This is a genomic window from Candidatus Accumulibacter contiguus (assembly GCF_036625285.1).
Taxonomy (GTDB): Bacteria; Pseudomonadota; Gammaproteobacteria; order Burkholderiales; family Rhodocyclaceae; genus Accumulibacter; species Accumulibacter contiguus.
The window spans coordinates 2384585-2398931 of the sequence record NZ_JAZKUC010000001.1 but is presented as its reverse complement, the minus strand read 5'-3'; the positions used below and the strand labels follow the sequence as shown (position 1 = coordinate 2398931).

The following is a 14347-nucleotide window of genomic DNA, read 5'->3' as shown; positions in this document are numbered from 1 at the left end:
GGGTAAGCGGAAATGCAACAGCGTTTGCTATCGCGTTGGAGTCAAGCCACGCCGCGCGCTCCTATGTCAAGTGAGTTGTGGGTAATCGGGTGCATGCCATACCTCCGCAAGATTACTTCTACATTAACAGATTCTAATGGCATTTTTGGGTGCTGGCGGCTGCCTTCGGTAGGCGCTGTCGCGGGCGCTTTGTCGCCGTGCATGACGCTCGGCGATGATTCGCACGAGGTCTTCGCGACCGTGAATCTTCACCGGGAGCTGCGCCACGAGCATGTCGACGACATCGGCACAGGACAGTAACTCGGCGTAGGGTGAGTGTTGCCGCCGCTCCTTGACGAGAAAGAGTAGTGCAACGCAGACGAGCGCCATGTGGTTGTACCAAGCCCGCCACTTGCGTACCTGGTAGTCGGCCATCCCACAGCAACCTTTCGCATTCTCGAAGGCGCGCTCGATGAAGTGGCGCTGTGCCTGCATGCGTGCCAGCTCGCGAAGTGGCGTGTCGGGCGCCGCGTTGGAGAGCATGAACTTCACCTCCTTGCCATCGCGGCGTGCCAGGAGATGCCATTGGCGGGCCTGTGCGCTGTTCGGATGACTGATCCACACGCGGGTATGGGCAAACATCGCGCGCACTTCACCCTTCTCCCCGTCGCGCAGGATCACCGGGTGCCACTCCTTTCGTTTCAGGCGCGCGGCCCATTCGCGGGCTTCCCAGGCCGGTACCCACGCCTTTCCCGGATCGGTAAAGTAAAACTGCTGGTCGCTGTGCACCTCGGTGGCGAATACCTCACCTGCATCGTCCCAATCAAACAGCAGCCAAGTCGCGTGGCCATAGAGGCCGTCGGCACCGATGAAGCCAAAGCGCACCCCGGCGGCTCGTGCCCGCTTGACCATCTCGGCAGCCATCTGCGGCTTAGTCCGAAAGACCCGTGCCGATTCCGGAATCCCCGCTTCCTGGCAACGCTTGGCGTCTTCAACCCAACGCTCTGGAAGGAACAATTCGAAGTCGATGATCGCCGCCTGCGACCCTCGTGCCAAGGCGGCATACACTCCAACCTGCGAGTTCTCGACCTTACCCAGGCGACCGTTGTACTGCCTGGCGACGCCCGCTGAATGGTCGCCCTTCTTTTGGACCCCAGACTCATCGAGCAACAGTCCCGTCTCTGGCCCACCGATCCACTCGTCCGCTTGTCGCGCCGTCTCCCGACGCACATTCTCAAAGTCCCATGCAGCATCGCTCAACAGGTGGTGGAGGCTGTAATACTCGGTCTCCGCCACCGTCTCGCTCATCTGTTCCAGGTTCGCACGAGGGCTTTGAAAAAGGCCCCGCAAGTACTGTTCAGCTTGCTCGGCCGTGCTTCGCGTTTTACTGCGGAAACACTCCCGGAACGACTGAAAATGGCTGGTCAGATTCTCGCAGCAGCTGGCCACCGCACGCCCGATCCCAAATAAATAAATTTGGCGATTTCATCGTCATACTCCTTATGTGGTAGAGCATTAGATATGTAGCTCAATAGCCTGTATTTCAACCATTTTAGAAATGTGGCAAAGTAGAATTACGAAATATACGTTTTAACAACAGCTTGAAAACTGTTGCCGTTTGCATATATGGGGTGGGTAAGCGGAAATGCAACAGCGTTTGCTATCGCGTTGGAGTCAAGCCACGCCGCGCGCTCCTATGTCAAGTGAGTTGTGGGTAATCGGGTGCGCTATAATCCCACGGCTGTGAGATAAAGTACATCTTCCCCTCATTTACATGGATAGCCCAGTCGTTGTGGTCGGTATCGATAAAGTCGATCTGCGGGGCATTGCCCTTGATGGCCAATTGGCCACTATGAGACATTCCGTTATCGGGGTCTTTGCCGGCATCGAGGTTGCCTTGCACGATCAGTTTCTGTGCTGGCGTCGTCATGCCAATGCCAACGTTCCCGCCATTCAGATAGCTGTTGCCGTTCGTGTTCAAGTAAACGCGCGCTTGACCCTGGTGGCTCACGGCAAATCCATGTTCTCCTGCGGCGTCATGCGTCATCCATTCGAGAAGACCGTCTTTGGGCGAATACAACTTCTTGTCCCCGGCACCTTGATTCGCAAATCCGAGTCCGCCGGTGATGGTTAGTTGCTGTAGCGGGTTGTCCGTGCCAATGCCGACGTTGCCGTTCGCCGCCAGTAAGCGCTCAGCAAAAAGTCATCCGATATTTAGATCCGAAGCCGTCCAGAATTTCTGTGACGTCGGCCTCCAGGAGAGCGGCGCTCCTGGCTTTGAACGCCATCCACTCGTACTTCATCTTGTGCCAGAGCTTCTCGATGCGGTTCAACTCCGGGCTGTAAGGCGGCAGGAAGTAAAGCGTCAGGCCCTTGCCCTTCAGTAAAGCCAGCAGAGGCTGGATTTCCTTTGCCTTGTGGATCGAAGCATTGTCCAGGATGACCGTCAGAGGCTTTCCGCTGCATTCCAGAAGGAGACCGAGGAAGCCACCAAAAGCAGCCGCGGTCGTGGTCTCCCAGAACTTGGCGGTGAACAACGTCCCGTTCGAGATCAACGCACCGAGCACATTCAAGCGCTTTCCGCGCTCGGCCGTAATGAGGTGAACCTCTCCCTTTTCGGTCCACGCCGTCCGGTTGGGTTGCGCCTGTGCAAAGCCGGCCTCGTCCACATATGCCAAATTGGTTTCGCCAGTCCTTGATTTTTCAACCAATTGCTCTATTTCTGCCTGGGCTTCCCGGAATTTCATTTCGTCCCGTTTTGTAACTACTCAGGTACTGCATCTTGTTAAAAATCAACACGTTGCGAATATTGAAATAGCATAATGACGAATGGGACTGATTTAGAATCAAGTGGTTGCAAGTTTATGCCATTGTTCTCATGTTTCTAACCAATTGTTTTTACATAACAATTTGACCTGAGTAGTTACCCCGTTTTTTTTAGACTATGACGGGTCCTTTTCCAGACGTAGCCTTTCTCTGTCAACGCGCTTTGCACCAGCCACACCGACACCTGTACGCCATGCTCCTCTAACAGCCGGTTCCTCAACTGAGGTGCCGTACAGGCCTCAGCCGTCGCCCAAGCGCAGAGCACCTGCTTATGCGTTTCCGATAGCTTGCGAGGTGCGCCGCTGCGCGGCAGGTCGCGCAGCCCGGTGACCCCTCGTGCCAGCCAAGCATCCCGGTGGCAGGCCACGGTCTCTTTATGAATTTTCTGCGCGGTCACTACGGCGCTGATCGACAGCCCCTTGTCGAGGAGGAGTACGGTCCGCGCTCGCCGGCGTTCGCGCCAGTCGCTGCCGCGCTCGTCGATCTGCGTCAACTGGCGGCGTTCTTCCTCAGTGAGGGCTAGGGTCTTGGCTGTGCGGGACATCGCGAGGCTTCCGGAAGGTGGGGGTGGCAAGTATACAGGCATAAAGCGGGGGACTTATCTGGAACCGCTTACCAGGTTGGTATAGGTCCAGGGCTCTTTGATAAAGTGCATCTTGCTGCCATTTACCATGATTGCCCAGTCATCGTGACCGGAATCGGTGTCGATGAAATCGATTTGACAGGCGTTGCTTTTGATAGCCAATTGACCACCATACAAGAGCCCGCTGTCGGGATCCCTGCCCGCATTGTGCCCCCCCTGCACCATCAATTTTTGATTTGGCGTCATCGTGCCGATGCCAACATTCCCATTTCTGGTGATGTTCAATACATCTTGGCCGTTATTCCACAGACTTAGCCTGCCACCAGAGCGGTTGCAGATCTCCACCCGGTTTTCCATTCCTTCTTTTGTGGAGAGCCGCAAGTAGGCCATCTCACCTGACGACTCGAACAAACCCACGGCATTCTCGGCGACCACGTGAAAGCGGTGGGTAGGCGCTGTCGTTCCTATTCCAATGTTCCCGCCGTTCAGATAGCTGTTGCCGTCGGTGGTCAGGTAAACGCGCGCTTCACCCTGGTGGCTCACGGCAAATCCTGGGTCTCCTGCAGCGTCATGCGTCATCCATTCGAGAAGACCATCTTTTGGCGAATACAACTTCTTGTCTCCGGCATATTGATTCGCAAATCCGAGTCCGCCGGTGATGGTTAGCTGCTGCAACGGATTGTCCGTGCCAATGCCGACATTGCCGTTCGCAGCCAGCATCAGATTGGTATAGGTCCAAGGCTCCCTAATAAAGTGCATCTTGCTGCCATTTACCATGATCGCCCAGTCATTGTGATCAAGGTCAGTGTCTATAAAGTCGATTTGCGGAGCATTGCTCTTGATGGCCAACTGTCCACCATATAAAAGGCCGCTATCCGGGTCCCTGCCGGAATTGTGCCCCCCTTCCACCGTCAGTTTCTGACTTGGCGTTATCGTGCCGATGCCGACATTGCCATCGACGAGAAAATTCCTCTGCACCCGCAAGGTGCCGCTGACGCTATCACCGCGCCGATTGAGCTTTTCATCCTGCAAACCTTTCACTGTGGCCAGCAGATCGGCGATGTCGCCAAGCAGCGCCTTGCCGTTGACCGCCAGGTCACCCTTGACGGTGAGGTTGCCGCTGGTGGTCAGCGTCCTGATGCTGACTTCGGCAGCCGGGTCGATCAGCTTGCCGTCGATGGCGCCGGTTTCGATCCCGGCGCGCGGTATCAGGCTGCCGTCTTCGTTGCCGGTGTGGCGGTGCGCACGGATTTCCTCGCGCGCCTTGACCTGCAGTTCGTTCCACTCGTTGCTCTGGATGACGTCACCGGGCTTTTTGCGGAAGTAGGCGTCGGGTCTCTCGGCCATCAGAACAGTACCTCCCAGGTCAGGGTCATGTCGAGGTTGCCGGTGCGCGTGATGCTGCCGAAGGTCACGCGGTTGTAGAGCACCGGGTCCAGATTCGGAAAGCGGATGACGATTCCGGCTTCGTGCAGTTCCTGGCGGCGGTCACCGATTGGTGGGAAGGTGGCGGTGACCGTCGCCAGCGCACGTTGCTGGCCGTCTTCGCTGACGACGGTCACCTGTTTGGTCGTGGCGACGACTTCGTCGCGCGGTTCGCCCAGATTCTTGTCGTCGGGTTTCACGTCGTGAGCGTCGCTGCCGATGGCAATGCGCAGTTCCGGTTTGCCGGTCACCTCGCCGCTGAAGATGCGCGCGACCAGCGACTTGCCGGTGGTCGTGATCAGGTTGTCGTGCTGTCGTCGGGTGACGATCCGGCCATCCGGGGTGCGCAGCTCGATCGTCAGGCGACCACTCAAGGTCTGTTTTTCGTGCAGGCTCATCGTCGGTACCCCTCTTCGGTAGTCGCTAGTCGAAACGTGATGCGTCGAGGCGGGTGTTGTCGAAAACCCCGCGCCAGGTGAGCACACCGTCGGTCAATGCGTGGTCTTCGCGGTCTTGCGATTGCGTCATCCAGGTCAACGCGCCCTCATCCATCGGCACCGACTCCCGCCACTGCTGCCGCAGGTGCCAGCTTGGACGCTCGCCAAGTGCCGCCTGCTCGCGCTTCTTCGGTTCGGGGAAATCAACGGCAGTGACGACGCCGGTCGCGCGCACCTGCTCGATCCAGCGCGCCAGCATGCGATGGGCGCCGCGCGCTTCGGCCTGCCCGACCCAGGCGCTGCGGGGAATCGACAAACGGAAACTCGCCGGCCGGCGTGCCCACCACGACAGCGTCAGCTCGACCGCTGAGTCACCGGGGTGCTCGGGAGCGTTGTCGAACAGTGGGCCGGACATGGTTCCGGCGATGGCTTTGACGTCGTCGCGGGTGTACACGCCATAGGACCATTCGTCGGATCCCGGGCGGACACGCGGCGTGCGTACCTGCCGACCGGCACTGCCGAAGTGGCCTGTCGTTGCGTCGAGCTCCTCACCGCCGTCGCCCCCGAACGTCGCCGTTCCGAAAACGCTGCCGTGCCTCAGCGGGTCGGCGAATCGCGGGCCTTCGGTGGCCTCAAGGCTTGCGAAGCGCGCGAGGCCCGGATCGTCCGGACTGGCATCACTGGCGGCAAAGTGCGCGCCGTTCAGATAGTAGACGTCGGCGCTGACGGTCCGCTGATTCTTGCCGTCACGATCGATGATGACCGCGCTACCCGAGGGGTACTGATCGCGCCAAGGGTGCGCACTGGTTCCTTCATGGCTTGCGTAGCGCCGGGTTTCTTCGAGCTCGACCTGCGGCCAGACGCTGAGCACTTCGTCCGGCTGCAGCGTGCCGGCGTACAGGATGATCTCGCCGGTGGCCCGGTTGTGCAGGCAGGGGTAGCTCGTCGGCCGATCGAGCGCCTGCAGCCGGAGTTCAGGCACATCTTCGTCAAGGCTCGGGTTCTCGACCACGAAGCGCGTTCCCGGCCGCGGTTGCGGATTGACGACAAGGCGCTGCGGTTGCGGCGGGTTGTCGGTGATCCAAGCCTCCAGCACACGCGCCCCGGTGTTTGGACACTCAGTTAGCGGCTTGCCTGCCCGGCACGCCGGGCAACGCTCAATGGTTCCTGGCGGCAACCCGTAGCCGATCGTCGTGTCCTGGTACTTCTCGATACGCGGGCAGGGCTCGGCGCCGAGCGTGACGATGGCCAGTTCGAGCAGCGCGCGTGGGGTGTTGAGACCGCGCGTCAGGACGCGGGCGGTGATCGACAGTCGGTTGCGGTAGGCCTCGCTTTCCTCGCCGTCGAGCCGGTCGATTCCCAACAACGCACCAAGCCGTTCGAGGGCACTCGCCGTGCCGCTGCCGGAGGCTTCGCCGCTGGCGAGTTGCAACCAATGGTCGCGCTGGGTACGCGTCAGTCCCTCGTCGATCCCGGCCAGAGCCGCCGCCATCGCCTCTATGATTCCGGCCAGCGCGCTGGGTGCCGGCTGGCCGGCGAAAACGCGCGGCAGGACCGAGAAAAGCGCCCGGCGGCGTGCGCGGGAGTCAGCCATGGCTCTTCCCCGGCGGATCTTCCCCCAGCCAGCAAGCGCAGTTATGCTGTAACTATCGGTTTTTGTTAAAAAAATAGCCGATGCCGCAAAAGCGGCGCCTGCCTACGCGGCGAGCTTGTCGGCTTTGGCCTTGAGCGGGAAGGACAGACCGATGGCGCTGAGGATTTTGGCCTGTTGATCGTCCGGGCGTGGCAGATGCGTGTGACGCTGACCGTTGCGGTCGGTGGTGTAGAGATAGGTCAATCGTCCGAGGGCCACCAGGGCGTCGTCCGGGGTGATGGCGGCGGGGTCGTCTTCGGTGCTGCCGAAGGTCTGCCGCAGAGCCGCTTCAAACCGCCGCGTGATTTTTAAGGCCAGCATCGCCACGAAGACATGCGCCTTGGTCCGCTCGGCCTTGCGCAGGAAGATCGGGCGAATTTCCAGAAAGGTGGTTTTCACGGTGCGGAAGTTGCGCTCGACTTTTTGCAGATCGCGATAACGCGCATCGACCGTCTTCGCGTCCATCAAGGTGAGCGGCACATTGGTTTCCAGCAGATAGCAGCCGTCGAGCAGAGCGTCTTGCTCTTTGGCCTCCTCGTCGATGGTACAGACAATGACGCGTTCTTTCAGCGTCAGGGTGACAAACGCGCTGAGCTTGTGGCTCTTGGTCCAGCGCTGCAAGGCGGCCAGGCCTGCTGCCGCGCTGGCGCGCTTGGAGTCCTTGACGAAGGCATTACGTTCGGCGACCTTCGCTTGCAACTGCGCCAGCTTGTCCTCCCGCCGACGCTCCTCGCGCACCCGCACAGTCTCGTTGCGGCGCACGATCAGGCGTTTATCGTTGTGCTCCACCTCGCACAGATGCGCATCGAAGAGATCCGTCTGCAGCACCCCCTCCTTGAGGAAGGTGCGTATCTGCGCGTCCGTCAACGCCGTGATATAACGGAAGCCCTGTACCGACAGCGCGGCTTTCCCCTTGGCCTTGATCATTCCCCGATCGCCGACCATCACCACCTCGGCAATGCCGAATTGTTCCTTCAGGATCGTGATCTGGCTGGCCACCGTCGTCGGGTCCGCGGTATTCCCTTCGAAGACCCGCACGGCCAGAGGCTCCCCGTCCTCCGCGGTCAACAAACCGATGACGATTTGCGGCTTGCCGCGCTTGCCGTCGCGGTTGTAACCATATTGCCCCAGCTCGTTGCATTCCCCTTCAAAGTAGCTCGAAGTGACGTCGTAAAGCACCAGCACGGGCGGTTGGCCCTGCGCCTTGACATAGGCCTGGTAAAGCTCCCGCTCGATGCGTTCCTGCTGGCTCGCCAGCCAGTCCAGCGCGGCATAGAGGTCGTCCTCATCGAACGCCTCCACCGCCAACACATCGGCCACCGTGTGCTGTTTCGCCCAGCGTACCGCCGACAACCGCGAGCCACCATGCGCGATACGCGCGAGAATCAGGAACAGGTTGAGCTTGCTTTCCGCAGCGCTGCCCAGCACCCGCGTGAGGCCCACCTGGTCGGCCAACTGCTTGAGGGCAAACAGCACCCCAAAAATCTCGCCGCTGGTCATCTCTCCCGACCAGTCGTCGAATTCGCCCTTCACCAGACGTTCCATGGCGACGATTCGTTCCGGTGCCCAGTTCGTCAGATTGGCGATGGTTCGTGTGCAGACTTTGCCTCCCTCGCGATAGGACTCGCGAAGCAGGATGGCCGGCCTGGACTTTCGGTTGGGGACGCGGGCGATGTACATGCCGACAATAATAGCCAATAGCACATTGTTTGTAAATAGCTATTATTATATTTACATGCCTACATTTTTGCCGATTTTCTGGTTTCTTGCCATGAATCAACGACTTACCTCAAGGGCTCCGGGAAGGTCCGCCCGGATAATCGATCTGTCCCACCAGCAGGCGCTCGCGCTGGCCGAGCTGGTCGGAGTCACCTTCGACGTGGAGCGATTTCGGCTCGCCGCCGGGCTGATGCTTCAGCGTGAAGGCTGTCACCACTCCCGTGCTGCCCGGCGGCAAGGTGGCGACGAGGTCGTCCCAGGTGACGGTCCGCGGCGCCTTGAAAGTATCGAACTGCGCCTTCAGCCAGGCAAGCCAGACCTGTTCTTCACGGGGGTTGAGCGGGCTGCCGAGGCTGACCTCGACCCAGACCTCGAGCAGCGGCGGCTCGAGAACCACGCGCAGCGGTTTGACCCCCAGGTCGAGCGCGGCGCGTTCGTGGGTGCCGATGTCGATGTCGCCGTTGCGCAGCGTGTGGCTCGCGGACACGTCCTGCCATTTCCCGTCCTGTTTGACGAATGGCCGCGGATAGACGCTGCCATCGGCCGACGAACGCAGTTCGTTGACTTCATCGGGAGCGGTGAGAAGGGAACTGACCTTGCTCCAGCGAACACGCGCGCCGGATCCCAGGCTGTCGAAATAGCTTTGCAGCGATCGCTTGATCTGCGCGAGGACGGCTTCTCGGCGCTGCTCCGGGAAATCCTCGTGCAGTACCAGCATCGCCGCGATTTCGATGACCACCTGCTGGCTGCGCTGAACGCTGACCTGGATTCCCGCCGTGCGGACGTTTTCGACCACGGTCTTCGCCTGCTCGAGCAGCGCATCATCGATGTCGTGATCTCCGAGGACGACTTCAATGGTTCCCGGTCTGCGCGGGTCTTCGTGGACCTGGACCTGGGCGATGCCGAGCGTGCGCACCGCCTGTGCGATCGCTGCCGGCGTGCCGACGACCGTTTCCAGCAGCAGGCGGCGCGCCCGCTCGCGCAGCTCGTCGTCGCTTTCCTCGCTTTGCCGCAGTAGCAGGTCGGCGTGGTTGACGACGGTGTCCACGCCCCAGATCGGTCTCGGCATCAGATTCAGCGCGCCTGGCCTGACGGCCTGCCCGCCGGGTTCGAGCGAGCGCACTCGGACGCTGACTTCCTGCTCGCCCCTGGCCAATAGCGAGTCCTCGACCGTTGCGCAGACCGGCGCGCCGCGTCCGCTGACCAGCGTTCCTGAGGGCACCGGGATGTCGGCGGGCGCCGGTTGCGGGCGGCGGAAGGTCACCAGGCCTTCGAGATGTCCGGCGCGCTGGCGGTTCATGCCGAGCAGGGCGACGACGTGGTCGAGCGCGACGCCTTCGGCGGTGTCGAGGAAGCCGTGCTGGTAGACCTTCCTCAGTTGCTGATAGCAGACCGCCAGTTCGCGGGCGAAGGCTTCGGCCAGCGTGCGCACGACGCTGCCCTCGTTGTCGTCGGTCAGCGGAGCGCCGGTGGCGGTGGCGAGCGACTGCAGCAGGTCGCTCGTCAGCGTGGCGAAGTCCTTGCTGTCGAAAGGCGTTTCAGGCGGCATCGAGGCTCACTCCTATCTGCGCGGATTGGCCGTCTCTGGCCCGGACTTCCGCTTCGACATCGACGATACCCGGCGCATCGGAGCGCGACCGGACGACGACGCGAACGACCTCGGCAACGCGTTGGTCGTCGAGCAGCGTCTGGCGAACAAAACGGCGCATCAGTTCGAGATTGGCACGGTCCAGTCTGGCACCGAGCAGTTCGCGGATGCGGCTGCCGTAGCGCGAATGCCCGAGGGATTCGAGTTCTCCCTGGTCGACGAGCAGCCGCAGGGTCAGCGCCTGCACCAGGTTGTCGATGCCAGTGACGGCCGCCGCACCCTTTGCGCCGGTCGCCAGTTCGACGACCGGGCCGTGGCCGGTGTCCTGGAAAACGATCCGCAGATCGGTCTTGAAGATGTCGGCCATCAGATCAGCCTTCCGGGGGCGGTGGTGGCGCCTGGCGAGCAAGCGATTCCCGGCGCCACCTTGGCCTGCGTCAGCAGCAGCGCCAGCGCCTGGGCGATGATTTCGGCGATCGCATCGGCGAGGGCAGGGGCGTCGTGGCCGTGCAGGCCGTTCGCCATCCTGAGCCCGTCGACCAGCGGCTGCAATTGGTTCTTGCTCGGCGCCGGCATTAAATCAGACTCCCGGGAGCGGTGGTGACGAGGCCGCTGATGGCGATTCCGGGGGCGACCTGTACCTGCGCCGTGAACAGCTCGATCGCCTGCGCGAGGCTGCCGGCGATCACTTTCGCCAGGTCGGGGGCGTTCGCGCCGGCGATTCCCTCGCCTTTCAGATCGGCCAGCGCCAGGTTTTCGAGCTGAGCGGCGGTCGGCCCACCGGCGGGCGGTGGCAGCAGACTCCCCGGGCCGACGGTGCTGCCGCTGTTCGCTGGTGGTGGGGCGGACGCCGGGATTCCGGGCAGAACCTCTGCCTGGGTCAGGAACATGGCCAGCGCCTGCGCGGTGGTTTTCGCGAGCGCCCGTGCCAGGCCCGGTGCGTCCCGGCCGTGGATGCCGGCGCTGTCCAGCGTGGAGCGGACGAGGCCTGCGAGTTGGTCGGCGGTCGGTGAGGGCATGGCTCAGCCTTTCGCCTTGACGGTGGTCGACCCGACCAGGGGGGCGCCGGTAAAGTAGCACTTGTGGGTCATGTCGGTAATGACCCCGCCGCCGCCCAGGCCGAGATCGACCTTGCCTTTGGCGTCGATTTCGCAATTGACACATTCGAGCTTGACGTCGCCCTTGACGGTGATCTTCAGGTCGGTCTCGCCGGCGATGTCGACACTGTCGTCCTGGTGCAGAGTCAGCACCGTCTTGCCGGTCGTCAGCACCAGCGCGCCCTGCTTGTCGATGGCCAGCGAGGTCTTGCCGTGCAGCGGCGCTTCGACCCGCCACTCGTTCTCTTCGTGCAGCGGTGGGCGCGCCTGATCGGAGTACAGCCGGCCGACGATCACTGCCCGGTTGGCGTCGCCGCCGACGTAGCTCAGCAGCACCAGATCGCCGACCGCCGGCGCGCTAACCATGCCGACGTGCGGTGTGGCGATCGGCACCTTGCGCAGTTCCAGATCGCCCTCGCGGAGCTTGACGTTGCAGTAGTGGTTGCAGGTGTCGCCTTCGCCGGCATGCGGAAAGACACTGGTGACCACGGCAATGTCGCCAAGTCGCAGGGCGCGCAGCTCGTCGCGGACGACGGCGCGGATGATCGCGATCGGATCGTTCATCCAGGGCTTTCTAGGTCTCGTTCTTCGTGTCGTCGAAGTCCTTCAGGGCGTCGGCATCGAATGACTGCGCACGCTTCAGCGACTTGCTTGCGTGGTTGAGGTGCTGCAGGCCGTTCAGCGTCGGATTGTCGAGTTGGCCGGTGATCGCCAGTCCGTTGATCTTCTGGAAGCGGCGCAGCCGCCGCTGCAGCGTGTCGTCGAAGACCTTGGCGTCGGTCACGGCGGGTTCGACGTAGCCGAGCTTTTCGAGCAGACCGTTGGCCTCGGCGATGTCCTGCCCTGCGACCCCGGGCCTTGTGAAATCGAATTCATAGATCGTTTCGCTATCGAGCTCCGTTCCCCACCGCCCTATGGCCTTGCCCGGGAGATCCGCCGCTGCGGCCGGCCAGATGCGGCGTGTGCCAAGAAAGGCCAGTTCCTGTTCGCCTTGCTTGCTCTTGCCGAGGCCGCGGATGCGCACCGGGTTGTTGAGCGCCATCTGCAGCAGGCGGATCTTGCCTGAGGTCTCCAGGTTGAGATGCACTTCCGTAGTCGCGTCAAGGCCGGCTTCGTCGAGCGGCAGTTGTTCGAGGCACAGCAGACCGTAGAGCTCCTTGCTGATCAGATCGAGGTCTGCCGGGTCGGGAACCTTGTCCACAAAGGTCGTCACATTGTCGATGACGCCGCGCGCTTCGCGCAGCGGGTTGACGACGCCTTTCTGATCGACCGCCTCGGCCAGCGCCTGGGTAAACTCTTCGGTGGTGACGACCTGCAGCATTTCGCCCGATGTTTCGACCAGAGCCTTGGCGGAGTCGGCCTGCTGCAGCAGATCCCGCGCCTGCAGCGTCAGGGAGGCGAGATAGAGCACGGTGAAGGCGAGCGCTTTGTCGACGGCGGGGATGACGGCTTTCGAGATGAAATCGGTGTCGCCCCGGTAGGCACGGATGCGCGCGATGCGCACCCAGCGTGGCGCCTGGCCGGGCCGTTTGGTTCCTTCGAGCGATTCCCGCAGCGATCGCAGCAATTGGGCGACGGTCGCGAAGGGGTTGTCTTGTGGCTCTGCAGCGGGTGCTTGAGAAGGAATGGCTTCGCTCATGGCAGTTGGCCTCCGGTGGTCGATGAGGTGGGAGTGCTGGTGGACGCCTTGGGGTCTTTGACTTCCCCTTTCAGCGCCTTGAGATCGTCTGCCAGAGCAGTCAGGTGCTCGTCGAGCCCGATCAACTCGTTGGGCGTCGGCAGGCTGCCGAGTATGCCCAGCGCTGCCTTGAGGGGGCCGCGTATGTGGACGATCTTGTCCACGATCGGTTGCACCACGCCGTCGCTTTGTCCGCACAGCTTCGCCACCTGGCCCAGGCTCTTGCCGTCGCCGAAGGCATCGAGACTGTCGGCGATCGCCTCGCAGCCAGCGGCGACCTCGGCGGCTTTCTCGAGGGGTTCTTTCAGGTTCGTGGTGGCTTGGGCGAGTCCCTCCAGGATTGTGATCAGGGATTCAATGGCGGCCCTGAGCTGCTTTTCGGCACGCAGTTGGCTGGCGATCTTCGGCGCCTGCCGAGCCGCGTCCGAACTCAACAGTGTCCCGAGACGCGTCGAAAAGTGGTTCAGGTCGGTAAAGACGCTTGCCGAGTCGCTCATCGCTATCCCTCGGAAAGAGACCGGAGTGGCTTCAATGGATCGAAATCAGCGAGATGCTGGAACAGCTTGCCGGCGCTCTCGGCCACTTCCTTCAGCGTCTTGAGGAACTCGAAGCCGTCGCGCAGCGCGCCGAGCAGCGGTGCCACTTGCTTCAGATCGATCCCGGTCAGCTCGCTGAGGAAATCGACGCCTTCGTCGACGCATTTCTGCAACAGGCCGGACAGACCGTCGGCGTCGCGCAGGACTTCGACGAGGTCCTGCGCCTTGGCCAGATCGAACTTGCCGACCGCCTGCAGCACACCACCGAAATCCGAGCCCGTCAGCCGTTCGGCCTGGAGCAGGATGCTTTTGCCGAGATCGGCGCCGCTGAGGTGTTCGAGCAGTTGCGGCTGGTGCAGCAGAGCGGTGGGCAGGCTGGCCGGATCGAGCAGCACGCTCGCTGCCGCCAGACTGCTGCCGGCCCAGGATTCCGCATCTGCTGCGACATCGGCATCGATCCGGCGCTGGAGACGTTCGGCCGGCCCGGGCAGGCGCCTGTATTCACGCAGGCGCAGCGTGTAACGGTAACGATCCGGATAGCCGGCTACCTGACGGACCTGCAGGTCCTCGATGAGAACTTCGGTCAACTCGCTGCCGATCAACACATCGGCGGCGAAGGGCAGGGGTTCGGCGGCGCTTCGCGCTGCGCGCAGTCGTTCGAGCCCGGACAGCGCCGCGGCGCCGAACAGCAGGCCATCGACGAAGACCGTCAGCGGGTCGCGGCCGAGGTCCTGGAAGATGCTGCCGTCCTGGCGTGGAACGTGCTGCTCGACGAGCGTTCGCGACTCCTCGGTGTGGACGTTCTGGACGCCGTTCAGCTCGATCTGACCGATGCGCACCGTCATC

15 protein-coding genes and 1 pseudogene are annotated in these 14347 nt (G+C 62.1%); all 16 read right to left on the bottom strand.

Features of this window, described 5'->3' with window-relative positions; genetic code table 11:
• Positions 1 to 123 precede the first annotated feature (123 nt).
• A complete protein-coding gene (locus V5B59_RS11730; RefSeq protein ID WP_246149239.1) occupies positions 124 to 1428 on the bottom strand; it encodes an IS701 family transposase in 1305 nt (434 codons plus the stop codon).
• A gap of 250 nt (positions 1429 to 1678) precedes the next feature.
• The gene (locus V5B59_RS11725; RefSeq protein ID WP_138679286.1) at positions 1679 to 2059 is read right to left on the bottom strand and encodes a hypothetical protein; all 381 of its coding nucleotides are present in this window, start codon (positions 2057 to 2059) and stop codon (positions 1679 to 1681) included.
• Positions 2060 to 2171: 112 nt separating this feature from the next.
• A pseudogene (locus V5B59_RS11720) lies at positions 2172 to 2729 on the bottom strand (IS630 family transposase); the annotation flags it as partial.
• A 173-nt stretch (positions 2730 to 2902) separates the two neighbouring features.
• Positions 2903 to 3349 carry a helix-turn-helix domain-containing protein gene (locus tag V5B59_RS11715; protein ID WP_332351890.1) on the bottom strand — a complete coding sequence of 149 codons (447 nt, stop codon included), beginning with the start codon at positions 3347 to 3349 and terminating at the stop codon, positions 2903 to 2905.
• A gap of 54 nt (positions 3350 to 3403) precedes the next feature.
• Positions 3404 to 4735 (bottom strand): hypothetical protein, encoded by a 1332-nt coding sequence (locus V5B59_RS11710; protein WP_332351889.1) that lies wholly within the window; start codon positions 4733 to 4735, stop codon positions 3404 to 3406.
• The gene (locus V5B59_RS11705; protein ID WP_332351888.1) at positions 4735 to 5211 is read right to left on the bottom strand and encodes a hypothetical protein; all 477 of its coding nucleotides are present in this window, start codon (positions 5209 to 5211) and stop codon (positions 4735 to 4737) included. The genes V5B59_RS11710 and V5B59_RS11705 overlap by 1 nt, the downstream gene beginning before the upstream one ends.
• Positions 5212 to 5236: 25 nt before the next feature.
• The gene (locus V5B59_RS11700) at positions 5237 to 6844 is read right to left on the bottom strand and encodes a hypothetical protein (protein WP_332351887.1); all 1608 of its coding nucleotides are present in this window, start codon (positions 6842 to 6844) and stop codon (positions 5237 to 5239) included.
• A gap of 102 nt (positions 6845 to 6946) precedes the next feature.
• A complete protein-coding gene (locus V5B59_RS11695; protein ID WP_332351692.1) occupies positions 6947 to 8563 on the bottom strand; it encodes an IS1634 family transposase in 1617 nt (538 codons plus the stop codon).
• A 109-nt stretch (positions 8564 to 8672) separates the two neighbouring features.
• On the bottom strand, positions 8673 to 10151 hold the full coding sequence (locus V5B59_RS11690) for a baseplate J/gp47 family protein (RefSeq protein ID WP_169071911.1): 1479 nt from the start codon (positions 10149 to 10151) through the stop codon (positions 8673 to 8675).
• A complete protein-coding gene (locus V5B59_RS11685) occupies positions 10141 to 10557 on the bottom strand; it encodes a hypothetical protein (protein WP_169071910.1) in 417 nt (138 codons plus the stop codon). The genes V5B59_RS11690 and V5B59_RS11685 overlap by 11 nt, the downstream gene beginning before the upstream one ends.
• On the bottom strand, positions 10557 to 10766 hold the full coding sequence (locus V5B59_RS11680; protein WP_248595073.1) for a hypothetical protein: 210 nt from the start codon (positions 10764 to 10766) through the stop codon (positions 10557 to 10559). Before V5B59_RS11680 ends, V5B59_RS11685 begins: the two co-directional genes overlap by 1 nt.
• The gene (locus tag V5B59_RS11675; RefSeq protein ID WP_248595072.1) at positions 10766 to 11209 is read right to left on the bottom strand and encodes a hypothetical protein; all 444 of its coding nucleotides are present in this window, start codon (positions 11207 to 11209) and stop codon (positions 10766 to 10768) included. Before V5B59_RS11675 ends, V5B59_RS11680 begins: the two co-directional genes overlap by 1 nt.
• Positions 11210 to 11212: 3 nt before the next feature.
• On the bottom strand, positions 11213 to 11851 hold the full coding sequence (locus tag V5B59_RS11670) for a phage baseplate assembly protein V (protein ID WP_169071909.1): 639 nt from the start codon (positions 11849 to 11851) through the stop codon (positions 11213 to 11215).
• A 10-nt stretch (positions 11852 to 11861) separates the two neighbouring features.
• Positions 11862 to 12926: a peptidoglycan-binding domain-containing protein gene (locus V5B59_RS11665; RefSeq protein WP_034918076.1), complete on the bottom strand. Its 1065-nt coding sequence runs from the start codon at positions 12924 to 12926 to the stop codon at positions 11862 to 11864.
• Positions 12923 to 13462 carry a hypothetical protein gene (locus tag V5B59_RS11660; RefSeq protein ID WP_169071908.1) on the bottom strand — a complete coding sequence of 180 codons (540 nt, stop codon included), beginning with the start codon at positions 13460 to 13462 and terminating at the stop codon, positions 12923 to 12925. The genes V5B59_RS11665 and V5B59_RS11660 overlap by 4 nt, the downstream gene beginning before the upstream one ends.
• Positions 13463 to 13464: 2 nt before the next feature.
• On the bottom strand, positions 13465 to 14346 hold the full coding sequence (locus V5B59_RS11655) for a hypothetical protein (RefSeq protein ID WP_169071907.1): 882 nt from the start codon (positions 14344 to 14346) through the stop codon (positions 13465 to 13467).
• Between the last annotated feature and the right edge of the window lies 1 nt (position 14347).